The organism is Kitasatospora sp. NPDC056651 (genome assembly GCF_042792155.1).
Taxonomy (GTDB): domain Bacteria; phylum Actinomycetota; class Actinomycetes; order Streptomycetales; family Streptomycetaceae; genus Kitasatospora.
The window spans coordinates 36,115-60,338 of sequence record NZ_JBHTWX010000037.1 but is presented as its reverse complement, the minus strand read 5'-3'; the positions used below and the strand labels follow the sequence as shown (position 1 = coordinate 60,338).

Below are 24,224 nucleotides of genomic sequence, written 5' to 3'. Positions count from 1 at the left end.
GCCGACGCAGCACCGGAACGGCGAGCACCGACGGCGGGACCGGCATGAGCCCGCGCCACATCGCCCTGGCCGTGCTGGTGGCCGCCGTCTGGGGCCTCAACTTCGTCCTGATCCACGTCGGCCTGGACAGCTTCCCGCCGCTGCTCTTCTGCGCCCTGCGGTTCGCCGTCGTCGCGGTGCCGGCCATCTTCTTCGTCGGCCCGCCCCGGGTGGCCTGGCGCTGGGTGGTGGCCGTCGGGATGGTCCTCGGGGTGGTCAAGTTCGGGCTGCTCTTCCTCGGCATGCACGCCGGGATGCCGGCCGGGCTCTCCTCCCTGGTGCTCCAGGGGCAGGCCGGCTTCACCGCGCTGTTCGCCGCCGTGCTGCTGCGCGAACGCCCCGGCGGGCAGCGGCTGGCGGGCCTGGCGATCGCCTTCGCGGGCATCGCGCTGAGCGCCTGGAACCAGGGCGCCGGCGGCCCGCTCGGGGCCTTCGCGCTGGTGGTCCTGGCCGCCGTCGCCTGGGGGCTGGCCAACGTGCTGACCCGCCGGGCCGCGCCGCCGGACGCGCTGCGCTGGATGGTCTGGGTCAGTGCCGTCCCGCCGCTTCCGCTGCTGGGCCTGTCCCTGCTGGTCGAGGGGCCGCGGGCGGACTGGCGGGCGCTGCGCGAGATCACCCCGGCCGGACTGGGGGTGATCGGCTACGTCGGGCTGCTCTCCACCCTGTTCGGCTTCGTCGCCTGGAGCTACCTGCTGCGCAGCTACGACGCGACCGCCGTCGCCCCCTACTCGCTGCTGGTGCCGGTGTTCGGGATGTCCTCGGCCTGGCTGCTGCTCGGCGAGCGCATCAGCCCGATTGCCGCCGCGGCCGCGCTGCTGGTGATCGCCGGGATCGGGATCACCGCGCTGCGCCCGGGCGCGGCTAGCGCCGTGGCGGCCCGGCTGCGAGGAAACGGGCCTCGGCGGAGCGCAGCACCCGCAGCAGCACCTCCTCGTCGGCGGGGCTGACCTCACCGAAGTAGTCCTGCGCGACCTCGTCCCGGACCTGCCCGATCCGCTCCACCGCGGCACGCCCGGCCTCGGTCAGCAGGATCCGGACGGCCCGCCGGTCGGCCGGGTCGGGGCTGCGCTCGACCAGACCGGCCTCCTCCAGCGCGTCGACCACGGTGGTCGCCGAGCGCGGGGCGATGTGCAGCTTGTCGGCGAGGTCGCTCAGCCGCATCGCGCGGTCCGGGGTCTCGCAGCCGGGCACGTGGGCGAGCGTGCGCAGCGCCCGGGCCTGGCCGGGAGTGATGCCGTACGGCTCCAGTCGCCAGCCGGTCTGGCGGCGGATCCGCTTGATCGCCCTGGTCATCGCGTCGGCCAGCTCGGCGGCGGAGCCCGGGGTGCCGCCGGGGCCGGGGGAGGGTTCCGCCGGTTCGTCGGTCGGCGTGGTGGTCATCGGTGGTCTCCTCGGCTGGCGTCCGCCCCAGGGTAGCGGCCGGTCCGGGGGCTGCGGCGGGCAGCGGAGAATGATCGCGGAAATATGTTGAGCCAAGCTCAGTATCTGGGTTAGCGTTGGCCTCAAGTGAGGGGACCCTAAGTTTCCCTCCACAAACCCAGGAGGGCCCATGCCCCGCTCCGAAGCCCGCGTCGCCACCGACCGCTCGGGCCGTTACGCCAAGCAGCTCGCCGCCCACATGGGGCGCAAGATCGAGGCCGTCTACTCCGAGGAGACCGGCCGCGGCACGCTGGTCTTCGGCGCCGGCACCGCCACCCTGGAGGCGCGGCCGGACGCGCTGCTGCTCGCCGTCGAGGGCGAGCGCGAGAACCTGCCCGGCCTGGAGGACGTCGTCGGCCGCCACCTGGTCCGCTTCGGCGCCCGCGAGGAACTCGTCGTCGAGTGGCAGCGGGACAACGGCGAGCCCGGCCTGGTTCACCGCAACGAGGACCCCGACGCCTGACCCCTCCCGGCCCGACCCCTCCCGGCCCCCGGCCGGGGCAGCCACCGGTCCAGTGCCCACAGCGTCAGGATGGCCAGGCACCAGCTCGCCACCACGTCCAGCAGCCAGTGGAAGTCACACCACACCAGCCCCGCGCCCACCCCGAGCGACAGCAGCACCGCACCCGCCGCCAGCCCCCGGCCGGCCCGCGGGCCGGCCACCCGGGCCAGCAGCAGCGCCGCCACCCCGTACGAGATCGCCGCGGTCGCCGTGTGCCCCGACGGGAACCAGCCCCACTGGCCCGCCGCCAGCGGCTCCCCGAGCGGGCCCGGCCGGGCGAAAGCCGCCTTCGCCGGGACCACCAGTAGCGGGATCAGCCCCGCCGTCACCGCCGCCACCGGCAGCGGCAGCCACCAGCGCCCGGCCCGGGACCGGCGCCACCACCAGGCGGCCAGCACGCCGGCCACCAGCAGCACCGGGACCGCCGGAACGCCGCCACCCAGGTCCGACAACAGGTGGCCGAGGCGGTCGACCAGCGCGCTCGGAGCGCCCCGCCGGGCCGCGTGGACCGCCCGGCGGACCGAGCGGTCCACGCCGAGCAGCGGCCCGTCCGCCGCGACCTGCCAGGAGACCGCCAGCAGCAGCACCGCCGCGACCACCGGAACGGCCACCGACCGGGCGGCCCGGCCCAGGACGGCGAACAGCCGCCCCGGAGCAGGGGGGAGAGCTCCGGGGCGGCTCTGATGATCGCCGTTCCGTGCGCCCCGGGGGGTGTGGGTCGGACGGTCGGCCGATCGGCCTTCGGTGTGCGCCGCCCCTCCCGGGGCGGCCTTGTCGCCCTCGCGCAGCACCCGCGGAACCGGCCCCGCAGGGGCCGCCGCGGACGGCTCCGCCAAGGGCTGGGGCTCGCTGTCCATCTGTGATGACACTACGTCAACAGCCCTTCCACGCCGAGTGCCTTCAGCGATTCCGCACATCATCTTCACCCCGCGCCGGACAGCCTCCGGGGCGCCCCGTCGGCCATCCCGGACCACCCGTACGGCGCACCCGGGAAACCGAACGGCCCGTGCGGACCAGAGGTCCCCACGGGCCGTTCAGCGCTGTCCGGACAACCCTCCGGAAGGGGGTTCACGACCTGACGGGCGTCACCGCTCAGACGGCGGCGAACGCGCCCTCCAGGATGTCCAGGCCCTCGTTCAGCAGGTGCTCCGGCATGACCAGCGGCGGCAGGAAGCGCAGCACGTTGCCGTAGGTGCCGGCGGTCAGCACGACCAGGCCCTCGGCGTGGCAGGCCTTGGCGATGGCCGCGGTGGCCTCCGCGTTCGGCTCCTTGCCGCCCGGCTTCACCAGCTCGACGGCGATCATCGCGCCGCGGCCGCGGACCTCACCGATGATCTCGTGCTTCTCCTGCATGGCCCGCAGGCGGCCCAGCATGATCTCGCCGATCCGCTGCGCCTTGCCGTTGAGGTCCTGCTCCTTCATGGTCTCGATGGCACCCAGCGCGGCGGCGCAGGCCACCGGGTTGCCACCGTAGGTGCCACCCAGGCCACCGGTCTGCGCGGCGTCCATGATCTCGGCGCGGCCGGTCAGCGCGGACAGCGGCAGACCACCGGCGATGCCCTTGGCGGTGGTGATCAGGTCCGGGACGATGCCCTCGTCCTCACAGGCGAACCACTGGCCGGTGCGGCAGAAGCCGGTCTGGATCTCGTCCGCGACGAACACGATGCCGTTCGCCTTCGCGAACTCCACGATCGCCGGCAGGAAGCCCTTGGCCGGCTCGATGAAGCCGCCCTCACCCTGGATCGGCTCGATGATGATCGCCGCGACGTTCTCGGCGCCGATCTGCTTGTTGATGGTATCGATCGCCTGGGCGGCGGCCTCGGTGGCGGCGTTCTCCGCACCGGTCAGCCAGCGGTACGGGTAGGCGACCGGCACCCGGTAGACCTCGGGGGCGAACGGACCGAAGCCCTGCTTGTACGGCATGTTCTTCGCCGTCAGCGCCAGAGTGAGGTTGGTGCGGCCGTGGTAACCGTGGTCGAACACCACGATGGCCTGGCGCTTGGTGTAGGCGCGGGCGATCTTCACCGCGTTCTCGACGGCCTCGGAACCCGAGTTGAACAGCGCGGTGCGCTTCTCGTGGTCACCCGGGGTCAGCTCGTTCAGCTGCTCGGCGACGGCCACGTAACCCTCGTACGGGGTCACCATGAAACAGGTGTGGGTGAAGTTGCCCAGCTGCTCGGTCGTCCGGGCCACGACGGCCTCGGCGCTGTTGCCGACGTTGGTCACGGCGATGCCGGAACCGAAGTCGATCAGCGAGTTGCCGTCCACGTCCTCCAGCACGCCGCCGTTGGCACGGGACACGTACACCGGCAGGGTGGTGCCGACACCGGCCGCCACCGCACCCAGCTTGCGGGCGTGCAGCTCCTGCGACTTCGGACCGGGGATCGCGGTGACCAGGCGGCGCTCCTGCGGGAGCGGCGTTGCGGCGCTCATGGGGTTTCTCCAGACTTCTCGGCTCGGTGCTTCGCAGGCTACGGCCGCCCTCCCCACCCGGGCACGCGCCACTCGGTAGCAGTGCGCCGTCCGACTTGTCCGGCACGGCCAGCGCAGGCGGCGCAACTTCCCGCAGGCCGCGCTCCACTACCCTGAGCGCGGGCGTGTCGCCGGTACGGCGGCATGGGTATGGCGGCACCGACGGCGGTCGGGGCGGGCGGGCGAGGGAGCGGGGCCGTACATGGCACAAGACGGGTCACACCACCACGGCGAGCGCACCACCACCAGACCCCCGGCCCCCCTGCCCCACCAACGGCCCGGCACGGCCACCTCCCCCTTCGACCTCGCGGCCTGGGCCCGTGCCCCGCGCCCCGCCGCCGACCCGGGCGTCTACCGGCTCGGCTACCGCCGCATCGACCCGGAACGGGCGGAGGCGGCCAAGGTCGCGACCTGGCCGCTGCTGCTGCGGGCGGGGCTGAACGCGGTGGTGGGGTGGTTGGCGTTTGTCTACGGCGTCGAGTTCGCCAAGGACGGGGCGACACTGGTCGGCATTCTTCCGTCGCAGTCGGCATTCGTCGCGACAACGGTGGTCCTCGCGCTGAATGCCCTGGTGATGGGCATCGTCCTCAAGGCCTTCGGCCGGATGGGCCGCTGGCCCGAGGTGTGGCGCCGTTACGTCTCGCCCCTGCTGTCGCGGACGGTGACGCGCGAGCAGCCCGTCGAGGAGGACGTCCCGGTGGTGGCCGAGGCCGTGCGGGGGCAGGACCCGTGGGACGGGCTGCGCCGGGGCGGTGCCGCCGAGGCTGCCGCCCGGCTGGACGCCGAGGTCGTGGGGGACGTCGACTACGTGCGGATCCAGCGCGCCTGGGAGTCCGCGCAGGCGGACCCGGTGTTCGTGCCCGCTTTCGCCGAGCAGGTCGCGGCCCGCGGTGCGGCGGCCTTCGCGCACCCTTCCGAGGTGCGCGAGCTGCCCGGCCGCGCCGAGCAGCACGACCTGTTGCTCGGTCAGGTCCGGCTCGGCACCGCGCAGGACGTCCCGAAGAACCCGTTGGGCCACCGGGCTGCCGGTTTCGCGTTGGACCCGGCGGTGCTGGGCACGTCGCTGCTGGCGGTGGGTCCGGCCGGGACGGGGAAGACGGCGCGGCTGGCGCGGCCGGTGGCCGAGGCGCTGTGTTTGCAGGCGCTGTCCGGCACTGCCTGTGCCGTGGTGGTCGGGGCGGCGGACGCCGATCTCGGCCCGGATTCCTGGTACGACGTGGTGATCGCGCCGGGGGACGGGGTCTCGCTGTACGGGCTGGATCTCTACGGTGCCGCGCAGAACACCGACGAGGCGGCGGCCCGGCTGGCCGAGGCGCTGCTGCCGGACGAGCTGACCGCCCGCGCGGAGCACGCCCGTACCGCGTTGCAGCAGGTGGTGGGCCCCTTTCACGCGGCGTACGCCCGCTATCCGGGGGTGCGGGAGCTGCGGGCGCTGCTGGCCGGGGAGTCGGACGCGTCGGCGGCCCTGGTGAAGGCGCTCGGGGTGGCCGGTCTGCTGGCCGTCCACGAGCGGGACCTGGAGTACCGGGAGCGGCAGCGTGACCGGGCGGATGACCCGGGGGCGCTGCTGGCGGACCGGCTGGCGCTGTTGGACCGGCCCGCCTTCGAGGGGGCCTTCGCGACGGACGGCACCGGTCGGCCGCCGTTCGCGATGCGGGTGCTGGACCATCCGCTGCGGGTGCGGGTGAAGCTGCCCGAGCGGAGTCACCCGGAGGCGGCGCGGATGCTGTCCCGGCTGGTGGTGGGGCAGTTCGTGCAGGCCGCTGCGGCTCGCGAGGACCGTTCGCTGTTCGCGGGCCTGGTGGTGGACGACGCCTCGGCGGCGTTGGACGCGACCGCGGTGCGCGGGCTGCAGCGGATGCGCGGGGCGAACGCGGGCGCGGTGCTGCTGCTGCGGACGCTGGTGGATCTGCCGGAGGCGCTGCGGGCACCGCTGTTCGGCGCGGTCGGCTGCCGGATGGCGTTCCCGGGGATCGCGCCGTGGGACGGGAAGCTGTTTTCGGAGGCCTGGGGGACGCACCTGGTGCAGGAGACCGCGGTCACCCACACCCCGGACACCTCCGGTGGTGTGGTCAGGCGGGCCGGGCGGATCGGGCGGAAGGCCCTGTCGGGGACGACGGCCCAGACGGAGTCGGTGACGACGCGGGACGTGGAGCGGCTGCGGTGGTCGCCGTCGGACCTGGCGCACGCCTTGCCGGCCGGGCACGCGGTGGTGTCGTTGACGGCGGTGTCGGGGGAGCAGGTGCCGCCGCTGCTGGTGGACCTCAGGGGATGAACAGGGGAGGGCGGGGTGGGGCGGGGCCGCTGGGGAAGTCGCCTTCGAGGTGGATTCGGCAGTGCGGCTTGTCCGGGGCGTCCATAATGAAGGGGAGAGACCCTCACCAGTCCCACGTCCCTCTCCTCGCCCGGCCGCAACGGCGCGGTCAGGTCGATCCTCCGAAGGTGCCATGCCCCCCACACTCGCCTCCGTCGTCCGCAACACCTCGCTCCACCTGACGGTCCTCGCCGGTGCGGATCACCTGGAGCGGCCGGTCCGTTGGGTGCACACCAGCGAGCTGGACGATCCGACGCCGTTCCTGGAGGGCGGCGAACTGCTGCTCACCACCGGTATCAAGCTGGGCCGTACGGCGGCGCGGTTGCAGGCGTACGTGCACCGGCTGGCCGACGCGGGGGTGGTCGGGCTGGGGCTCGGGGTGGGTCTGTCGCACACCGAGGTGCCGCAGCCGCTGGTGGACGCGGCGGCGCAGCGCGGGCTGCCGCTGCTGCGGGTGCCGGAGCCGACGCCGTTCATCGCGATCAGCAAGGTGGTGTCGGCGGCGCTGGCCGCGGAGCAGTACGAGGCGGTGACGACCAGCTTCGAGGCGCAGGAGGAGCTGACCCGGGCGGCGCTCGGCAAGGACGGCACGACGGCGGTGGTCCGTCGGCTGGCGGCCCGGCTGGGTGGCTGGGCGGCGCTGTACGACGGGTCGGGCGCGCTCTCGGTGGTGGCTCCGGACTGGGCGGCGCGCCGGGCGGGGCGGCTGGCGGCCGAGGTGGACCGGCTGCGTCGGCGGCCGGCGCCGTCGAGCGCGGCCCTGCAGGGGCGCGCGCCGGGGATAGACACGGCGGACGAGGACTACGTGGTGGTCCAGTCGCTGGGTGCGGACCGGCGGGCCCGGGGTTTCCTGGCGGTCGGGACCGAGGACCGGATCACGCCGACCGAGCGGTACGTGCTGAACGCGGCGGTGGCGCTGCTGACCCTCACCCTGGAGCGCTCGCGCGAGCTGCGGCAGGCGGAGGAGCGGATGGGTGCGGCGCTGCTGCGGATGGTGCTGGCCGGTGAGGTGGCGACGGCCCGCCAGGTGGCGGTGGGGCTGTTCGGGGGGATGCCGGAGGGGACGATACGGGTGCTGGTCGCCGGGGCGGGGCCGGCCAACGCGGATGCCGCGGAGGCGCTCGGCGAGCTGGGCGACCGGGCCGAGCAGGCGGGTGCCCGGGTGGGCGAGAAGTTGCTGGTGGCGCGGGAGGACGGCGCGCACGGGCCGCGGTTGATGGTGCTGGCGCTGGACAACGGCGCGGTGCACCGGGCCTGCCTGGGTGCGGTGGAGGAGCACGAGGGCCTGTCGCTGGGCGTTTCGGCTCCGGCCGGGCTGGAGGAGGCCGGGACGGCGCACGCGCAGGCGGAGCGGGCGCTGGCGGTGGCGCTGCGCGGCGGACGCCGGTCGGTGGATCACGAGGAGGTCGGCGCGGGTTCGCTGCTGCCGCTGCTCGGTGAGGACGCGGTGACGGCGTTCGCGGAGGGGCTGTTGCGGCCGCTGCGCGAGCACGACCGGACGGCCCGCGGGGACCTGGTGGCCTCGCTGCGGGCGTGGCTGTCCCGGCACGGCCAGTGGGACGCGGCCGCGGCCGACCTGGGCGTGCACCGGCACACGCTGCGCTACCGGATGCGGCGGGTCGAGGAGCTGCTGGGCCGTTCGCTGGACGACACGGACGTGCGGATGGAGCTGTGGCTGGCGCTCCGCTCCGGCGAGGAGTGAGGGGCCGGTCCCCGAAGCGCCGGTGCTGAAGGCCGCGCCACCCAGCGCTGAAGGCCGCGCCACCCGGCGCGGCGGTAGGACGCGGTGGAGTGGCCCCGGGGGCGAACGCTCCTAGTCGGCCAATCCGGTCGGCGCGTCGCCCCGCCTACCCTCAAATCCGGGTCCCACGTCCGTGGGCCGTAGGACAGACGAGGAGAGGCCGGTACCACGGTGACCACCACGTACGATTTCTGGCTCGCCGGCCGCCGGGCGAGCGGTGACGCCGACTTCGAGGTGCGCAACAGCTGGGACGGCCGTCTGGTCGGCAGGGTGAGCATCCCGACCGAGGCCCAGGTCGAGGAGGCGCTGGACGCCGCCGTCGCCGCCCTGCCGGTGTTCGCCGCCACCCCGGCGCACCAGCGTGCCGCCGCCCTGGACCACGTGGCCAAGCGGCTGGTCGAGCGCACCGAGGAGCTCGGACAGCTGGTCAGCGCCGAGAACGGCAAGCCGATCAAGTGGGCCCGCGGCGAGATCGGCCGCGCGGCGTCGGTCTTCCGCTGGGCCGCCGAGGAGGCGCGCCGCACCAATGGTGAGACCATGCGGCTGGACACCGACCCGGGCGGCGTGGGCCGCTTCGCGGTGGTGCGCCGCTTCCCGCGCGGCGTGGTGCTCGGGATCGCTCCGTTCAACTTCCCGCTGAACCTGGTCGCCCACAAGATCGCCCCGGCGATCGCGGTCGGCGCCCCGATCATCCTGAAGCCGGCCCCGTCGACCCCGCTGTCGGCGATGGTGCTGGGTGAGATCCTGGCCGAGACCGATCTGCCGGCCGGCTCCTGGTCGATCCTGACCGTGCCGAACGACCGGATGCCGGCCCTGGTGCAGGACGAGCGCCTGCCGGTGATCTCCTTCACCGGTTCGGACAAGGTCGGCTACCAGATCCTGGACTCGGTGCCGCGCAAGCACTGCACGCTGGAGCTCGGCGGCAACGCCGCGGCCGTGGTGCTCGCCGACTGGTCCTCGGAGGCCGACCTGGACTGGGCGGCGAGCCGGATCGCGATGTTCGCCAACTACCAGGGCGGCCAGTCCTGCATCTCGGTGCAGCGGGTGATCGCCGACGCGTCGGTGTACGACGCGCTGGCGGAGAAGGTCGTGGCCAAGGTCAAGGCGCAGGTCACCGGTGACCCGGGCGACGACGCGACCGACGTCGGCCCGCTGATCGACGAGAACGCCGCGAAGCGCGTCGAGTCCTGGGTCGACGACGCGGTCGCCAAGGGCGCCAAGCTGCTGACCGGCGGTGTCCGCGAGGGCGCGACCTACGCCCCGACCGTGCTGGCCGATCTGCCCGAGGACGCCATCCTGGCCAAGTCCGAGGTGTTCGGCCCGGTGCTGTCGCTGCACAGGGTGGACGGCGTGGACGAGGCCTTCGCGGCCGTCAACGACTCGGCGTTCGGCCTCCAGGCGGGCGTGTTCACCCATGACCTCCAGACGGCCTTCCGTGCTCACCGCGAGCTCGAGGTCGGCGGTGTGATCATCGGCGACGCGCCGTCCTACCGCGCCGACCAGATGCCGTACGGCGGCGTCAAGGACTCCGGTGTCGGCCGTGAGGGCGTCAAGTGGGCGATGGACGACTACACCGTCGAGAAGATCATGGTTCTCACCGGCCTCGACCTCTGATCGACGCGGTGGCACAGCGGTAGACGCGGTGGCGCAGCAGTAGGGGTGCCGTCAGCGGGAGGGCCCGGTTCGTCCGTCGAACCGGGCCCTCCCGCCGTTCCGGCGCCCGTCCGGGGTTCAGCCGTCGTGTCCGGCGGCCGCGGCGACGGCCTCCTCGACGGTGGCGTTCCCGGCGACCAGCTCCAGGGTCAGCCCGGCGGTGCCAGGCTCGCGCAGCAGGGCGGCCAGGACGGCGGCCACGTCCTCCCGGTCCACCGCGCCGCGGTCGACCGACGGGGCCAGCCGGACCAGGCCGGTGCCGGGGCCGTCGGTGAGCCGCCCGGGGCGCAGCACCGTCCAGTCCAGCGCGGCCCGGGCCCGGATCGCGTCGTCGGCGGCTCCCTTGGCCCGCAGGTAGGTCTCGAAGACCTCGTCGGCGGGGTGGTGCGCGGCGGCGTCGGCGGCCATCGCCGAGACCATCAGGTACCGGCGGACCCCGGCGAGTTCGGCGGCGTCGGCGAGCAGCACGGCGGCGTCCCGGTCGACGGTGTTCTTGCGGGCGGCGCCGCTGCCCGGTCCGGCGCCGGCGGCGAAGACCACCGCGTCGGCCCCGGTCAGCAGTTCGGCGAGCTGCCGGGCGGTGGCGGCCTCCAGGTCGAGCAGCAGCGGCTCGGCGCCGGCGTCGCGGAGGTCCTGGGCCTGCTCGGGGCGGCGGATGATTCCGGCGGGGCGCTCGCCGCGTGCGGCGAGCAGCCGTTCCAGCCGGAGCGCGATCTGTCCGTGGCCCCCGGCGATGACGGTACGCATGGTTCCGACGGTAGACCGGAGGACCGGAGGGCGTCCTGGCGAGTGCCGCGAACAGGCCACAATGGGCGCATGACTTCGCTCGCTCACCCGCAGCTGCGCTTCACGCCCACCGTGGCGGACCCCTCCGGCCCCCGAGAGCTGGTGATCCTCGGCTCCACCGGTTCGATCGGCACCCAGGCCATCGACGTGGTGCTCCGCAACCCGGACCGCTTCCGGGTGGTCGCCCTGTCGGCGGCGGGCGGCCGGGTGGAGCTGCTGGCCGAGCAGGCGGTGCGGCTGGGCGTGCACACCGTGGCGGTGGCCGATCCGGCGGCCGAGCCGGCGCTGCGCGAGGCGCTGGCCGCGAAGGCGGCGGGCCGCCCGCTGCCGACCGTGCTGGTGGGCCCGGACGCGGCGACCGAGCTGGCCGCCCTGGAGTGCCACTCGGTGCTGAACGGCATCACCGGCTCGATCGGCCTGCGGCCGACGCTGGCCGCGCTGAAGGCCGGCCGGGTGCTGGTGCTGGCCAACAAGGAGTCGCTGATCGTCGGCGGCCCGCTGGTGAAGGCGGTGGCCGCGCCGGGCCAGATCGTGCCGGTGGACTCCGAGCACGCCGCGCTGTTCCAGGCGCTGGCCGGCGGCACCCGGGCCGAGGTGCGCAAGCTGGTGGTCACCGCCAGCGGCGGCCCGTTCCGCGACCGGACCCGCGAGCAGCTGGCCGGGGTGACCCCGCAGGACGCGCTGGCGCACCCGACCTGGGCGATGGGCCCGGTCGTCACGATCAACTCCGCGACCCTGGTGAACAAGGGCCTGGAGGTGATCGAGGCGCACCTGCTGTACGACGTGCCGTTCGACCGGATCGAGGTCGTGGTCCATCCGCAGTCGGTGGTGCACTCGATGGTGGAGTTCACCGACGGTTCGACCCTGGCCCAGGCCAGCCCGCCGGACATGCGGATGCCGATCGCGCTGGGCATGGGCTGGCCGGACCGGGTGCCGGACGCCGCCCCCGGCTGCGACTGGACCAAGGCCGCCACCTGGGAGTTCTTCCCGCTGGACGACGAGGCCTTCCCGGCGGTCGAGCTGGCCCGCGAGGTGGGCACCCTGGGTGGCACCAGTCCGGCGGTTTTCAACGCGGCCAACGAGGAGTGCGTGGACGCGTTCCTGAAGGGCCGCCTCGCCTTCACCGCGATCGTGGACACTGTTGCCAAGGTCGTGGCCGAGCACGGGCAGCGGGACGGCGGTTCGGCGGCGGGAACTTCCCTGACGGTGGAGGACGTCCTGCACGCGGAGGACTGGGCGCGCGCCCGGGCCCGCGAGCTGGCGGCGGGCTGACGGTCGGCTGACGGCCCGGGGGCGCCGGCCGTGGTGGTGGGCGCCCTCGGGTCCCAAGAGCAGGTAGGACAAGACGATGAGCGGAGCAGCATGACGGAGGACCAGCGGTGGCAACGGTTTTGACGGTGGTCGGCATCCTGGTCTTCGTCATCGGGCTGCTCATCTCGATCGCCTGGCACGAACTCGGCCACCTCTCCACGGCCAAGCTGTTCGGCATCCGGGTGCCGCAGTACATGGTCGGCTTCGGCCCGACCCTCTGGTCGCGCCGGAAGGGCGAGACCGAGTACGGCATCAAGGCCATCCCGTTCGGCGGGTACATCCGGATGATCGGGATGTTCCCGCCGGGCGAGGACGGCCGGATCACCAAGCGCAGCAGCTCGCCCTGGCGGACCATGATCGAGGACGCCCGTGAGGCCTCCTACGAGGAGCTCCAGGAGGGGGACGAGCACCGGCTCTTCTACACCCGCAAGCCCTGGCAGCGCGTCATCGTGATGTTCGCCGGGCCGTTCATGAACCTGATCCTGGCGTTCGGGCTCTTCCTGACCGTGATGATGGGCTTCGGCGTCAGCATGACCGTGCCGACGATCGGCAGCGTCGAGAAGTGCGTCGTCAAGGCGGGCGCGCCCAGGGACACCTGCCCGGAGGGTGCCCCGCTGACCCCGGCCGCCCAGGCCGGACTGAAGGCGGGCGACAAGGTCCTCTCCTTCGACGGCGACCGGATCCGCACCTACGACCAGCTCCAGGCGGACATCAGGAAGTCGGCGGGCCGGACCGTCCCGATCGTGGTCGAGCGGGCCGGGGAGCAGCTCACCCTCAACCCGACCATCGCGGTCAACGACGTCCAGAAGTACGACGGCAACAACGTCCCGCTCAAGGGCCAGACCGTCCAGGCCGGGTTCCTCGGGTTCACTCCCGCGTCCGGGGTGGTCCAGCTGAGCCTCGGGCAGTCGGTCGACCGGATGTACGACCAGGCCGAGACCGGGGTGAAGGCGCTGGTCGCCCTGCCCGGGAAGATCCCCGGGCTGTGGAACGCGATCGTCGGTGACGCCCCGCGCGACCCGGACTCGCCGATCGGCATGGTCGGCGCCGCCCGGGTCAGCGGCGAGGTCTTCTCGATGGACGTGCCCGCCACCCAGCGGGTCGCGACCGCCGTGTACCTGCTGGCGGGCATCAACCTGTCGCTCTTCCTCTTCAACATGCTGCCGCTGCTCCCGCTGGACGGCGGGCACGTCGCCGGAGCGCTCTGGGAGGCGGTGCGGCGCCGCCTCGCCCGGCTGTTCCGCCGGCCCGATCCGGGCCCGTTCGACGTCGCCAAGCTGATGCCGGTGGCGTACGTGGTGGCCAGCGTCTTCATCGGGTTCACCCTGCTGGTGATGGTCGCCGACCTCGTGAACCCGGTGAAGATCGGTTAGCCGCCGCACCGGGGGATGCTCCGGCCCGGCGCTGTGCCGTACCGTGGGGGCCGGGTGCGCGATCGTCCGCGCGCCCGGCCTCGGCCGTGTCACGGCCAGGAGGCCGCCCACACCTCAACCTCGGGGAACCCTGCGCACATGACCGCGATCTCGCTCGGTATTCCGTCCCTGCCGCTCAAGCCCCTGGCCAAGCGCCGTCACTCCCGGCAGATCATGGTCGGCAACGTGCCGGTCGGCGGCGACGCCCCGGTGTCGGTGCAGTCGATGACCACCACGGTGACCTCGGACATCAACGCCACGCTCCAGCAGATCGCGCAGCTCACCGCGTCCGGCTGCCAGATCGTCCGGGTCGCCGTGCCGTCGCAGGACGACGCCGACGCGCTGCCGATCATCGCCAAGAAGTCGCAGATCCCGGTCATCGCGGACATCCACTTCCAGCCGAAGTACGTCTTCGCCGCCATCGACGCCGGCTGTGCGGCGGTGCGCGTGAACCCGGGCAACATCAAGGCCTTCGACGACAAGGTCGGCGAGATCGCCAAGGCCGCCAAGGACGCGGGCGTGCCGATCCGGATCGGCGTCAACGCCGGTTCGCTGGACAAGCGCCTGATGGAGAAGTACGGCCGGGCCACCCCGGAGGCGCTGGTCGAGTCGGCGCTGTGGGAGTGCTCGCTGTTCGAGGAGCACGACTTCCGCGACATCAAGATCTCGGTCAAGCACAACGACCCGGTCGTGATGATCAACGCCTACCGCCAGCTCGCCGCCGCGTGCGACTACCCGCTGCACCTCGGCGTGACCGAGGCCGGGCCGGCCTTCCAGGGGACCATCAAGTCGGCGGTCGCCTTCGGCGCGCTGCTCGCCGAGGGCATCGGCGACACCATCCGCGTCTCGCTGTCCGCCCCGCCGGCCGAGGAGATCAAGGTCGGCACCCAGATCCTGGAGTCGCTCGGGCTGCGCGAGCGCGGCCTGGAGATCGTCTCCTGCCCGTCCTGCGGCCGCGCCCAGGTGGACGTCTACAAGCTCGCGGAGGAGGTCACCGCCGGGCTGGAGGGCATGGAGGTGCCGCTGCGGGTGGCCGTCATGGGCTGCGTCGTGAACGGTCCGGGCGAGGCCCGCGAGGCCGACCTCGGGGTCGCCTCCGGCAACGGCAAGGGCCAGATCTTCGTCAAGGGCGAGGTCATCAAGACCGTGCCGGAGTCGAAGATCGTCGAGACCCTGATCGAGGAGGCGCTCAAGCTCGCCGAGCAGATGCAGGCGGAGGGCGTCGAGGCGGGGGCGCCGACCGTCGTCGCGGGGGAGTGACCTCCGTCCAGTCATGACCGCGCGGGAGGGCCCGCGCGGTGTTTTCCGGAAGCGGGGCCGTCCGTTCGCGGACGGCCCCGCGGCCGTAGCCGGGTGGGGCCACGGAGTAGGGTGCGGCCAGAGTCGTCTCAGTGAGGTGCTGTCTCGATGCTCGATCGAGGTGTGATGCTCCCGAGCTCCTTCCAGGCTGCCCGGGCCCTGGCCACCACCCGCGTGCTGGAGCCGCCCGATCTCGGGGACGCCCTGGAGATCCTCCGCCGCGACCCGGTCGCCAACGCGTTCGTCGCGACCCGGGTCGAGGCCGTCGGGCTGGACCCGTGGCGGCTCGGCGGGGAGATGTGGGGCTGGTACGACGGGGACGGAGTGCTGGACGCGCTCTGCTACGCCGGGGCGAACCTGGTCCTGGTCAACGCCGGGTCGGAGGCGGTCGCGGCGTTCGCCGAGCGGGCCCGTCGGCAGGGCCGGCGCTGCTCCTCGATCGTCGGGCCGGCGGCGGCCACGGCGGCCTTCTGGGCGCTGCTGGAACGCAGTTGGGGACCGCCCAGGGAAGTCCGGGCGCACCAGCCGCTGTTGGCGACCTCGGTGCCGTCGGCGGAGATCGCGCCGGACCCGCTGGTGCGCCGGGTGCGGCGCGACGAGGTCGAGACCCTGATGCCGGCCTGCGTGGCGATGTTCACCGAGGAGGTGGGGGTGTCGCCGCTGGCGGGGGACGGCGGGCTCCTCTACCAGGCGAGGGTGGCCGAACTCGTTTCCAACGGACGGTCGTTCGCGCGGTTCGGGGAGGACGGCCAGGTCGTCTTCAAGGCGGAGGTCGGCGCGGTGACGGAGGGGGCCTGTCAGATCCAGGGGGTCTGGGTCGCCCCGGAGCACCGGGGGCAGGGGCTCTCCGAGACGGGCATGGCGGCCGTCCTGGACGTCGCGCTGCGGGAGGTGGCGCCGGTGGTGTCGCTGTACGTCAACGACTTCAACCTGCGGGCCAGGGCCGCGTACCGGCGGGTGGGGTTCCGGGAGGTCGGGGCGTTCATGAGCGTGCTCTTCTGACCGCTGCGGGCGGCCCGGTTGGGATCTTCGGCCGCGCCGTGGGGCCGCTGGTAGTAACGTCCGGAGCATGGATCAGCTGACCGGTGTGACGATCGGGCCCATCGACCTCGCCGCCTGGGCGCCGCAGGCGCTGGAGGTCCAGGCCGTGGCGTTCGGCCTGACGCCCGAGGAGGTCGCGGTCCGACTGCACATCGTGGGCCGGCACGCCCTGCAGCCGGGGGTGATCGCGCTCGGCGCGACGAGCGGCGGGCGGCTGGTCGGGTTCGGGTACGGGATGCCCAACCACCGGGAGCACTGGTGGAGCACGGTGATCGAGCCCCATCTGACCGCCCGGGGGTACGGGGACTGGCTGGACGGCGTCTTCGCCGTCACCGAGCTGCACGTGCTGCCGGAGTTCCAGGGGCAGGGGGTCGGCTCGCGGATCATCCGGACGCTCTGCGAGCGGTCGGGTCTGGACCGGAGCATCCTCTCGGCGATCGACGCCGAGACGCCGGCGCGGCGGCTGTACCGGGCGCTGGGGTACCAGGACCTGGCGCGGGCGGTGCGGTTCCCGGCGACGGACCGGCTGTACGCGGTGATGGGCGCGCGACTGCCGCTGCGTGGGGCCGCGGTCCGGGACTCACAGGGCGCCGGCGAACTCCAGTGAGAGCTCGGCGTCCTCGCGGCGGCCCGCGGTGAGGGCGCGCAGGGCGAGGTCGACGGCGTGGAAGAGGGTCCAGCCGCGCAGCCGGTCCCGGTCGACTTCGAGGGCCTCGGAGAGTCGGCCCAGCCGGCGGCGGACGGCCGCGGGGGCGCCGGGGGAGCCGATCAGGGTGTCGGCGCGGTCCAGCACGAGGCGGGCCAGGTCGTAGGCGCGTTCGCCGGCCACCGGGCGCGGGTCGATGGCCAGCCAGGGGGCGCGGTCGGCGGCCAGGACGTTGCCGTGGTGGAAGTCGCCGTGCAGCAGGAAGGACTCGTCGGCGGAGCCGGCCAGGTCGCGGGCGGTGTCCAGGGCCTCGGCGATCAGCGGCCGGGCTTCGGCGGCGACGGGGTCGGCGCCCGCCGCGAGGTGGCCGGCGGTGGCGGTGGCCGCGGCGATCCGCTGCCCGGCGTCGGGGAGGGCGTGCCCCTCGGGGAGTTCCACCCAGAGGCGGTGCAGCAGGCTGGTGGCCTCCAGCATGGCTTTGGGTTCGGCGAGCGAGCGCAGCGGGATCTCGCCGTGGAGGCGTTCGAGCAGGAGGACGCCCTCGGCGGGGACGGAGTCGAGGAGCAGGACGGCTCCCCGGCCGGCCCAGTGGGTGAGGGCGGTGTGCTCGTGGGCGGTCTCGGGGGTGGGCAGGCCGACCTTGAGGACGGCGGGGGAGAGGTCCTCGCGGTGGACGTAGGCGACCAGGCTGAGGCTGCCGCCGGGGTCGAGGACCCGTTCCAGGGTGAGGTTCCAGCGGGCGAGGTGGTCGGCGGCCCTGGCGGGGAGGGCGGCCAGCCACCGGCGGCCGGCCTCGCCGTGGGCGGCGGTGACGGTGTTCGTCAGCCGGCTGGGGACGGTGATGATGGCTTCGGCTTCCGACATGGGTCCATTGTCGGGGTTTGGGTGAGGGGTGCCGGGTTTTCGGCCGGGCGAGTGCCGCGCGTCCCGCCCGGCCGCCGGGGGACGTCAGCCGGGTACGCCCGGGAACGCCGTCGCGGGGGCGCCCCACTGGCGGGCGCACAGGGCGGTCTCGCACAGGGCGGTGGCGGCCCGGGGCCGGTAGGGGGCCGGGAGGGTGGCGACCAGGTCGGCGTAGACGGTGGTCAGCCGGGTCTCCAGGTGGAGGGCGAGCCTGGTGGCGTCCGCCGGGGAGGCGACCGGGAAGGGCAGCTGGTAGCCGCCGGCGGCCGGGGCCGGGGAGGCGGCGGCGGTGACCAGCAGCCGCTGCCAGGCGTCGCGCCGGGCCTGGTGGGCGGCGTGGGTGCCGCGGGCGTCGGCGCGTTGCCGGTCGTCGGGGAGGTGGGCGCCGACCACGCCGTAGCCGTAGACGGCGGCGTGCTCGGCGCCGAGGGCGGTCTGGATGGCCGGGACGGCGGCGGCGGTGGCCGCGGGGTTGGTGGCGGTGCGGCCCTCGGGGGCGGCGACGGGGGTCTGGTCGCCGAGGGCCGCGGCGTGCAGTGCCTCGGAGGCGGCGATGGCGGCGAGCAGCCGGGCGAGGTCCGGTCCGACCTCTTCGAGGTCGTGGAGGTGGGAGTCGGCGCTCCGGCGCTCCAGGGCGGCCAGGGCGGCCAGGTCGGCGAGGGTGGCGAGGGTGGCGGCGGGGCCGGCCGGGGTGGCGGTCGGCGCGGGGGTGTCCGAGCCGGAGGCGGAGGCGGTCAGCAGGCCCTGGACGAGGGCTGCGCGGTGTTGCGCGGTGTCCTCGCGCAGGGGTTGGAGCAGGGCGGTCCGGGCGCCCGGGGCGGCGAGCAGCTCGTCGTAGGCGCCGAGCAGACGGTCGGTGGCGGCGACCGCGCGCAGCCGCGCGGGGGTGTCCGGGTCCCGCGGCGGTTCGGCGGTGGTGTGGTGCTCGTCGGAGCCGCTGGTGCAGGCGGTGAGGGTGGTGAGCAGTCCGAGGGACAGGACGGTCCGTCGGCTGGGCGGCTGCATCGGGGTCACTCCGGGGCGGGTACGGAGAGGACGGCCTCCCCGCCTCCCCTCGTAGGCGTGAATCATTACAGAATCCCCACGTTCCCGGACCCGGTTCGGGGACGCCGTGCCGGGCGCCGGCCGGTGTGAGCTTGCTCGCAGTGGGTGGCGTACGAGGGGTGGCCGGAGGTCCGGAATCGGTGGTTCGGGGCTTCACCGGATAGGCTTTGGGCCGAGCTGCCGTGACCCGGTGTGGCGCCGAGGGCGCGGGGCGACCTTCTGACAACAGCAGACGCGGCCGAGGAGTCCACCCGGATGAGCACCACCCACACCGACCGGCTGCGAGCGTTGCTGGAGCCGCTGGCCGAGCAGGCCGGACTGGATCTGGAGGACGTCAGGGTCACCAGGGCGGGCAGCCGTCGGCAGGTGCAGATCGACGTCGACACCGACGGCGGTGTGGACATGGACGCCATCGCCGAGTTCAGCCGCGTGGTCGGTGAGGCCCTGGACGAGTCGGACCTGATGGGGGACGAGGCGTACCTGCTGGAGGTCGGCTCGCCGGGCGCGGAGCGCCCGCTGGTCCTGCCCCGGCACTGGCAGCGGGCCGAGGGCCGGCTGGCCAGGATCCACCTGGCGGACGGCGGGGAGATCGTCGCCCGGGTCCTGGAGGCCGACGAGGACGGCGCACTGGTCGAGGTGCAGCCGGTGAAGGGGCGCGGCCGCCCGAAGGAGCGCCGTCTGGCGTACGCGGAGGTGGCCCGGGCGCGCGTCCAGGTCGAGTTCAACCGCAAGGACGACGACGCGCTCCTGGACGCGGCTGCCGACTTCGACGAGGGGGACGACGGCGCCGAGTGAACCACCGGTGCCGTACGACCATGACGAACGTGACGAAAGACGAGGAGGCGTAGCCGTGGACATCGACATGAGTGCCCTGCGCACGCTGGTCAACGAGAAGAACATCCCCTTCGACCTGCTGGTCGAGTCCATCGAGTCCGCCCTCCTCACCGCGTACCACCGCACCGAGGGCTCGCGCCGCCGGGCCCGGGTGCACCTGGACCGCAAGAGCGGCCACGTGACGGTGTGGGCCATGGAGGACCCGGCGGAGCTGGACGAGGGCGTCGAGCCGAAGGAGTTCGACGACACCCCGAGCGGCTTCGGCCGGATCGCGTCCAGCATCGGCATCCAGGTGATGATGCAGCGTCTGCGCGACGCCGCCGACGACCAGACCTTCGGTGAGTACGCGGGCAAGGAGGGCGACATCGTCACCGGTGTCGTCCAGCAGGGCAACGACCCGAAGAACGTGCTGGTCGACATCGGCAAGCTGGAGGCCATCCTGCCGCCGCAGGAGCAGGTCCCGGGCGAGGACTACCGCCACGGCACCCGGCTGAAGTGCTACGTGGTGGCCGTGCGCCGGGGCGTGCGCGGGGCGTCGGTGACGCTGTCGCGGACCCACCCCAGCCTGGTGAAGAAGCTGTTCGCGCTGGAGGTCCCGGAGATCGCGGACGGCAGCGTCGAGATCGCGGCGATCGCCCGTGAGGCCGGCCACCGGACCAAGATCGCGGTCTGGTCGCGCCGCCAGGGCCTGAACGCCAAGGGCGCCTGCATCGGCCCGATGGGCTCCCGGGTGCGCGCGGTGATGGGCGAGCTGCACGGCGAGAAGATCGACATCGTCGACTGGTCCGAGGACCCCCGGGAGATGGTGGCCGCCGCCCTGTCGCCCGCACGGGTGACCAGCGTGGAGATCGTGGACGCCGTCCAGCGCTCCGCCCGGGTGATCGTGCCGGACTACCAGCTGTCGCTGGCGATCGGCAAGGAGGGGCAGAACGCCCGCCTGGCCGCGCGCCTGACCGGGTGGCGGATCGACATCCGTCCGGACACCGAAGGCCAGGCCGAAGAGTCGCAGGCCCGGTAGTCAGTGTTGTCGAAGCCGCCCTCGTCGGTCCTCCGGGACCGGCAGGGCGGCGCCATGTCGCTTCGGAGGGGTAGACTTGCCTTCGTCTGGCCGGACGCATGTCCGAGCACGCCCGGAACGCACCTGCGTGGGCTGCCGCAAGCGAGCGGCCAAGCACCAGCTGTTGCGTGTCACGGCGGTCGAGGGCGAGTGCGTCCCTGATCCCCGTGGCGCACTGCCGGGCCGGGGCGCTCACGTGCACCCCGACTCCGGCTGCCTTGACCTCGCGGTCCGCCGTCGGGCGTTCCCCCGGGCCTTCCGGCTCCAGGGCGCGCTCGACACGGAGCGGCTCCGCGAGTTCATCGGGGAGCGGGCCGGCGAAGCCTCCTAGCAGGACCGCCTCCCGCGACGGTCGCCGCTCGCGCGGCGGAGAACCACCGCAACAAAGCACAGCGCGCGGGCAGCCGCGCGCCGTGCCACCAGTCAGGTACCTCGCGATGTGGAAGTAGGTCGAGATTGCGATGAGCACTCGATGAGTACGCGATGAGTACGCGATGGGTACGCCCATGAAGTAGCGACAGTCCGGCGGACGAGACCCCCGGACTCATAGACAGGAGTGAAGTGGCTAAGGTCCGGGTTTATGAACTCGCCAAGGAGCTCGGCTTGGAGAGCAAGGCCGTCATGGCCAAGCTCACCGAGCTCGGTGAGTTCGTCCGTTCGGCGTCCTCGACGATCGAGGCGCCGGTCGTACGCAAGTTGACTGACGCGCTTGGTGTGGCCCCCACCGGTGGTGGTTCCGCTGCCAAGCCGGGCCCGCGGAAGCCCGCGGCGCCCTCCCCCGCGGCCGGCTCGGGTGCCCCGAAGCCGGGCGCCCCGACCCCGGGTCCGCGCCCCAGCGCGACCCCTGGTCCCCGTCCGACCCCGGCTGCCGCCGCGCCTTCCGCGCCGGCCGCCCCCGCCGCCCCGAAGCCGGGCGCGCCGACTCCGGGCCCGCGCCCGGCCGCGCGTCCCGCCGCTCCGGCGGCCCCGGCCGCGCCCGCGGCCGAGTTCTCCTCGCCGGCTCCGGCCGAGGCCCCGCGTCCCGCCGCCCAGGCCCCGCGCCCGAGTGGTGGCCAGGCCGCCGGCGGTGCCCGTCCGGGCCCGCGTCCGGCCGGTCCGCGTCCGGGCAACAACCCGTTCACCTCGGGTAGCGCCACCGGCATGGGCCGCCCCGGCGACCGCCGTCAGGGCGGTCAGGGCGGTGCTCCGCGTCCGGGTGGTGCCCAGGGTGGCGACCGTCCGCGTCCGGGTGGCGACCGTCCGCGTCCGGCCGGTGCCCCGGGTGCCGGTGCGCCGCGTCCCGGTGGCGACCGTCCGCGTCCCGCCGGCGCTCCGGGTGCCGGTGCGCCGCGTCCCGGTGGCGACCGTCCGCGTCCGGCCGGTGCCCCGGGTGCCGGTGCGCCGCGTCCCGGTGGCGCTCCGCGTCCCGACGGCATGCCGCGTCCGGCTGGTCCGCGCCCCGGCGCCCCGACCCCGTCCGGCATGCCGCGCCCGAACCCGGGCATGATGCCGCAGCGTCCGGCCGGCCCGCGTCCGGGTCCGGGTGGCCGTGGTCCGGGTGGCCCCGGCGGCCGTCCGGGTGGTCCGGGTGCCGGCGGTGCCCGTCCCGGCTTCCAGGGTCGTCCGGCCGGTCCGGGCTCGCGTCCGGCCGGTGGCGGCGGCTTCGGCGGCCCGCGTCCCGGTGGCGGTGCCCCCGGCGGCGGTGGCGGCTTCGGCCCGCGTCCCGGCGGCTTCGGCGGTCGTCCCGGCGGCCCGGGTGCCCGTGGTGGCACGCAGGGCGCCTTCGGTCGTGGCCCGGGCGGTCGCCCGGCGCGTGGCCGCAAGTCGAAGCGGGCGAAGCGCCAGGAGTACGAGGCCATGCAGGCCCCGTCCGTCGGCGGTGTGATGCTGCCTCGCGGCAACGGCCAGACCGTTCGCCTGTCGAGCGGCGCCTCGCTGATGGACTTCGCGGAGAAGATCAACGCCAACCCGGCCGCGCTCGTCTCCGTCATGTTCAACCTCGGTGAGATGGTCACCGCGACCCAGTCGGTCTCCGACGCGACCCTCGAGCTGCTGGCCGGCGAGATGGGCTTCCAGCTGGAGATCGTCAGCCGGGACGACGAGGACCGCGAGCTGCTGGAGTCGTTCGACATCGACTTCGGTGCCGACGAGGGCGACGAGGACCAGCTGGCCCCGCGCCCGCCGGTCGTCACCGTCATGGGTCACGTCGACCACGGTAAGACCCGACTGCTGGACGCGATCCGCAAGTCCAACGTGGTGGCCGGCGAGGCCGGTGGCATCACCCAGCACATCGGTGCCTACCAGGTGGCGACGATGGTGAACGGCGAAGAGCGCCCGATCACCTTCCTCGACACCCCGGGTCACGAGGCGTTCTCCGCCATGCGTGCCCGTGGTGCCAAGTCCACCGACATCGCGATCCTGGTGGTCGCGGCCAACGACGGTGTCATGCCGCAGACGGTCGAGGCGCTGAACCACGCCAAGGCCGCCAATGTGCCGATCGTGGTCGCCGTCAACAAGATCGACGTCGAGGGCGCCGACCCGACCAAGGTCCGCGGCCAGCTGACCGAGTTCGGCCTGGTGGCCGAGGAGTACGGCGGCGACACCATGTTCGTCGACATCTCCGCGCGCCAGGGTCTGAACATCGACCAGCTGCTGGAGGCCGTGGTCCTGACCGCGGACGCCTCGCTCGACCTGCGGGCCAACCCCGAGCAGGACGCGCAGGGTATTGCGATCGAAGCCCACCTGGACAAGGGCCGCGGCGCCATGGCGACCGTCCTGGTCCAGCGCGGTACCCTCCGCGTCGGTGACTCGATCGTCGTGGGCGACGCCTACGGCCGCGTCCGCGCCATGCTGGACGAGAACGGCAACAACCTCGCCGAGGCCGGCCCGTCCCGTCCGGTGCTGCTGCTCGGTCTGACCTCGGTGCCCCGCGCCGGCGACAGCTTCATCGTCGTCGACGAGGACCGCACCGCCCGCCAGATCGCCGAGAAGCGCTCGGCCCGCGACCGCAACGCCGCCTTCGCGCAGCGTCGGGTCCGGGTGTCCCTGGAGGACCTGGACAAGGCCATCGCCGCCGGCTCCATCGAGCAGCTCAACCTCATCATCAAGGGTGACGTCTCCGGTTCGGTCGAGGCCCTCGAGGACGCCCTCGTCAAGCTGGACGTGGGCGAGGAGGTCGAGCTCCGGGTGCTGCACCGCGGCGTCGGCGCGATCACCGAGTCCGACGTCGACCTGGCGATGGGCTCGGACGCCATCATCATCGGCTTCAACGTGCGCGCCGAAGGCCGTGCGCGCACCGCGGCCGACAAGGAAGGCGTGGACGTCCGGTACTACTCGGTCATCTACCAGGCGATCGAGGAGATCGAGAACGCCCTCAAGGGCAAGCTCAAGCCGGAGTACGAGGAGGTGCGCCTCGGCGCCGCGGAGATCCGCGAGGTCTTCCGCTCCTCCAAGTTCGGCAACATCGCCGGTGTCCTGGTCCGCGACGGCATCATCCGCCGCAACACCAAGGCCCGCCTGCTGCGCGACGGCAAGGTCGTGGCGGAGGGCCTCACCATCGAGGGTCTGCGCCGCTTCAAGGACGACGCGACCGAGGTCCGCGAGGGCTTCGAGGCCGGTGTCACCCTGGGGTCGTTCAACGACATCAAGGTCGAGGACATCATCGAGACCTACGAGATGCGCGAGAAGCCGCGCGCCTAGTCGGTGTCAGCCGGGGCCGGGAGAAGGGGGGTGTTACCCGCGACCCGCCCCCGGGACACAGTTGTGGGGGCAT

20 protein-coding genes are annotated in these 24,224 nt (G+C 73.7%); 14 read left to right on the top strand and 6 right to left on the bottom strand.

What is annotated here, in order from left to right; genetic code table 11:
* Positions 1-44 precede the first annotated feature (44 nt).
* Positions 45-986 carry an EamA family transporter gene (locus ACFRAR_RS16945; protein ID WP_380698853.1) on the top strand — a complete coding sequence of 314 codons (942 nt, stop codon included), beginning with the start codon at positions 45-47 and terminating at the stop codon, positions 984-986.
* Here ACFRAR_RS16945 and ACFRAR_RS16940 read toward each other — a convergent pair.
* The gene (locus tag ACFRAR_RS16940) at positions 901-1,419 is read right to left on the bottom strand and encodes a MarR family winged helix-turn-helix transcriptional regulator (RefSeq protein WP_380698841.1); all 519 of its coding nucleotides are present in this window, start codon (positions 1,417-1,419) and stop codon (positions 901-903) included. The genes ACFRAR_RS16945 and ACFRAR_RS16940 overlap by 86 nt on opposite strands.
* A gap of 169 nt (positions 1,420-1,588) precedes the next feature.
* Between ACFRAR_RS16940 and ACFRAR_RS16935 the strand changes: the two genes are divergently transcribed.
* Positions 1,589-1,921 carry a DUF2218 domain-containing protein gene (locus ACFRAR_RS16935; protein ID WP_380698840.1) on the top strand — a complete coding sequence of 111 codons (333 nt, stop codon included), beginning with the start codon at positions 1,589-1,591 and terminating at the stop codon, positions 1,919-1,921.
* On the opposite strand, the gene ACFRAR_RS16930 is transcribed toward ACFRAR_RS16935, so the two are convergent.
* Together ACFRAR_RS16930 and gabT are read right to left on the bottom strand one after the other, a co-directional pair.
* A complete protein-coding gene (locus ACFRAR_RS16930) occupies positions 1,894-2,817 on the bottom strand; it encodes a phosphatase PAP2 family protein (RefSeq protein ID WP_380698839.1) in 924 nt (307 codons plus the stop codon). The genes ACFRAR_RS16935 and ACFRAR_RS16930 overlap by 28 nt on opposite strands.
* Positions 2,818-3,052: 235 nt before the next feature.
* Positions 3,053-4,393, bottom strand: coding sequence for a 4-aminobutyrate--2-oxoglutarate transaminase (gene gabT, locus ACFRAR_RS16925; protein WP_380698838.1), 1,341 nt, complete (start codon positions 4,391-4,393; stop codon positions 3,053-3,055).
* A gap of 241 nt (positions 4,394-4,634) precedes the next feature.
* Between gabT and ACFRAR_RS16920 the strand changes: the two genes are divergently transcribed.
* The 3 genes from ACFRAR_RS16920 (at position 4,635) to ACFRAR_RS16910 (ending at position 10,101) form a co-directional block, all read left to right on the top strand.
* The gene (locus tag ACFRAR_RS16920; protein WP_380698837.1) at positions 4,635-6,707 is read left to right on the top strand and encodes an ATP-binding protein; all 2,073 of its coding nucleotides are present in this window, start codon (positions 4,635-4,637) and stop codon (positions 6,705-6,707) included.
* A gap of 172 nt (positions 6,708-6,879) precedes the next feature.
* Positions 6,880-8,448: a PucR family transcriptional regulator gene (locus tag ACFRAR_RS16915; RefSeq protein WP_380698836.1), complete on the top strand. Its 1,569-nt coding sequence runs from the start codon at positions 6,880-6,882 to the stop codon at positions 8,446-8,448.
* A 210-nt stretch (positions 8,449-8,658) separates the two neighbouring features.
* Positions 8,659-10,101, top strand: a complete 1,443-nt coding sequence (locus ACFRAR_RS16910; protein WP_380698835.1) for an aldehyde dehydrogenase family protein — start codon at positions 8,659-8,661, stop codon at positions 10,099-10,101.
* A gap of 117 nt (positions 10,102-10,218) precedes the next feature.
* On the opposite strand, the gene ACFRAR_RS16905 is transcribed toward ACFRAR_RS16910, so the two are convergent.
* Positions 10,219-10,887: an NAD(P)H-binding protein gene (locus ACFRAR_RS16905; RefSeq protein ID WP_380698834.1), complete on the bottom strand. Its 669-nt coding sequence runs from the start codon at positions 10,885-10,887 to the stop codon at positions 10,219-10,221.
* A gap of 69 nt (positions 10,888-10,956) precedes the next feature.
* On the opposite strand from ACFRAR_RS16905, the gene dxr reads away from it, so the two are divergent.
* The 5 genes from dxr (at position 10,957) to ACFRAR_RS16880 (ending at position 16,596) form a co-directional block, all read left to right on the top strand.
* A complete protein-coding gene (gene dxr / locus ACFRAR_RS16900; protein ID WP_380698833.1) occupies positions 10,957-12,198 on the top strand; it encodes a 1-deoxy-D-xylulose-5-phosphate reductoisomerase in 1,242 nt (413 codons plus the stop codon).
* A 107-nt stretch (positions 12,199-12,305) separates the two neighbouring features.
* The gene (locus ACFRAR_RS16895) at positions 12,306-13,610 is read left to right on the top strand and encodes a M50 family metallopeptidase (protein ID WP_380698832.1); all 1,305 of its coding nucleotides are present in this window, start codon (positions 12,306-12,308) and stop codon (positions 13,608-13,610) included.
* Between the two features lie 138 nt (positions 13,611-13,748).
* On the top strand, positions 13,749-14,909 hold the full coding sequence (gene ispG, locus ACFRAR_RS16890) for a flavodoxin-dependent (E)-4-hydroxy-3-methylbut-2-enyl-diphosphate synthase (RefSeq protein ID WP_380698831.1): 1,161 nt from the start codon (positions 13,749-13,751) through the stop codon (positions 14,907-14,909).
* A 165-nt stretch (positions 14,910-15,074) separates the two neighbouring features.
* Entirely contained in the window at positions 15,075-15,950 is an 876-nt protein-coding gene (locus ACFRAR_RS16885) for a GNAT family N-acetyltransferase (RefSeq protein WP_380698852.1), read from the top strand.
* A 67-nt stretch (positions 15,951-16,017) separates the two neighbouring features.
* A complete protein-coding gene (locus tag ACFRAR_RS16880; RefSeq protein ID WP_380698830.1) occupies positions 16,018-16,596 on the top strand; it encodes a GNAT family N-acetyltransferase in 579 nt (192 codons plus the stop codon).
* On the opposite strand, the gene ACFRAR_RS16875 is transcribed toward ACFRAR_RS16880, so the two are convergent.
* Complete coding sequence (locus tag ACFRAR_RS16875; protein ID WP_380698829.1) at positions 16,570-17,499, bottom strand: aminoglycoside phosphotransferase family protein; 930 nt, start codon at positions 17,497-17,499, stop codon at positions 16,570-16,572. The genes ACFRAR_RS16880 and ACFRAR_RS16875 overlap by 27 nt on opposite strands.
* An 84-nt stretch (positions 17,500-17,583) precedes the next feature.
* Positions 17,584-18,543, bottom strand: a complete 960-nt coding sequence (locus ACFRAR_RS16870; protein ID WP_380698851.1) for a ferritin-like domain-containing protein — start codon at positions 18,541-18,543, stop codon at positions 17,584-17,586.
* A 294-nt stretch (positions 18,544-18,837) separates the two neighbouring features.
* Between ACFRAR_RS16870 and rimP the strand changes: the two genes are divergently transcribed.
* The 4 genes from rimP to infB all read left to right on the top strand — a co-directional run bounded on the left by rimP (position 18,838) and on the right by infB (position 24,151).
* Complete coding sequence (rimP, locus tag ACFRAR_RS16865) at positions 18,838-19,377, top strand: ribosome maturation factor RimP (protein ID WP_380698828.1); 540 nt, start codon at positions 18,838-18,840, stop codon at positions 19,375-19,377.
* A 55-nt stretch (positions 19,378-19,432) separates the two neighbouring features.
* On the top strand, positions 19,433-20,434 hold the full coding sequence (gene nusA / locus ACFRAR_RS16860) for a transcription termination factor NusA (protein ID WP_380698827.1): 1,002 nt from the start codon (positions 19,433-19,435) through the stop codon (positions 20,432-20,434).
* Between the two features lie 76 nt (positions 20,435-20,510).
* Positions 20,511-20,804, top strand: coding sequence for a YlxR family protein (locus tag ACFRAR_RS16855; RefSeq protein WP_380698826.1), 294 nt, complete (start codon positions 20,511-20,513; stop codon positions 20,802-20,804).
* Between the two features lie 230 nt (positions 20,805-21,034).
* Positions 21,035-24,151 carry a translation initiation factor IF-2 gene (gene infB / locus ACFRAR_RS16850; protein ID WP_380698825.1) on the top strand — a complete coding sequence of 1,039 codons (3,117 nt, stop codon included), beginning with the start codon at positions 21,035-21,037 and terminating at the stop codon, positions 24,149-24,151.
* Positions 24,152-24,224 lie beyond the last annotated feature (73 nt).

Bases quoted from the DNA above. Each gene is read 5' to 3' on its own strand.
- ACFRAR_RS16880 (WP_380698830.1), top strand. From the start codon at position 16,018: ATGGATCAGCTGACCGGTGTGACGATCGGGCCCATCGACCTCGCCGCC.
- ACFRAR_RS16935 (WP_380698840.1), top strand. From the start codon at position 1,589: ATGCCCCGCTCCGAAGCCCGCGTCGCCACCGACCGCTCGGGCCGTTAC.
- ACFRAR_RS16905 (WP_380698834.1), bottom strand. From the start codon at position 10,887: ATGCGTACCGTCATCGCCGGGGGCCACGGACAGATCGCGCTCCGGCTG.
- ACFRAR_RS16875 (WP_380698829.1), bottom strand. From the start codon at position 17,499: ATGTCGGAAGCCGAAGCCATCATCACCGTCCCCAGCCGGCTGACGAAC.
- ACFRAR_RS16870 (WP_380698851.1), bottom strand. From the start codon at position 18,543: ATGCAGCCGCCCAGCCGACGGACCGTCCTGTCCCTCGGACTGCTCACC.
- ACFRAR_RS16930 (WP_380698839.1), bottom strand. From the start codon at position 2,817: ATGGACAGCGAGCCCCAGCCCTTGGCGGAGCCGTCCGCGGCGGCCCCT.
- dxr (WP_380698833.1), top strand. From the start codon at position 10,957: ATGACTTCGCTCGCTCACCCGCAGCTGCGCTTCACGCCCACCGTGGCG.
- ACFRAR_RS16940 (WP_380698841.1), bottom strand. From the start codon at position 1,419: ATGACCACCACGCCGACCGACGAACCGGCGGAACCCTCCCCCGGCCCC.
- ACFRAR_RS16945 (WP_380698853.1), top strand. From the start codon at position 45: ATGAGCCCGCGCCACATCGCCCTGGCCGTGCTGGTGGCCGCCGTCTGG.
- gabT (WP_380698838.1), bottom strand. From the start codon at position 4,393: ATGAGCGCCGCAACGCCGCTCCCGCAGGAGCGCCGCCTGGTCACCGCG.
- ispG (WP_380698831.1), top strand. From the start codon at position 13,749: ATGACCGCGATCTCGCTCGGTATTCCGTCCCTGCCGCTCAAGCCCCTG.
- rimP (WP_380698828.1), top strand. From the start codon at position 18,838: ATGAGCACCACCCACACCGACCGGCTGCGAGCGTTGCTGGAGCCGCTG.
- ACFRAR_RS16885 (WP_380698852.1), top strand. From the start codon at position 15,075: ATGCTCCCGAGCTCCTTCCAGGCTGCCCGGGCCCTGGCCACCACCCGC.
- ACFRAR_RS16920 (WP_380698837.1), top strand. From the start codon at position 4,635: ATGGCACAAGACGGGTCACACCACCACGGCGAGCGCACCACCACCAGA.
- ACFRAR_RS16915 (WP_380698836.1), top strand. From the start codon at position 6,880: ATGCCCCCCACACTCGCCTCCGTCGTCCGCAACACCTCGCTCCACCTG.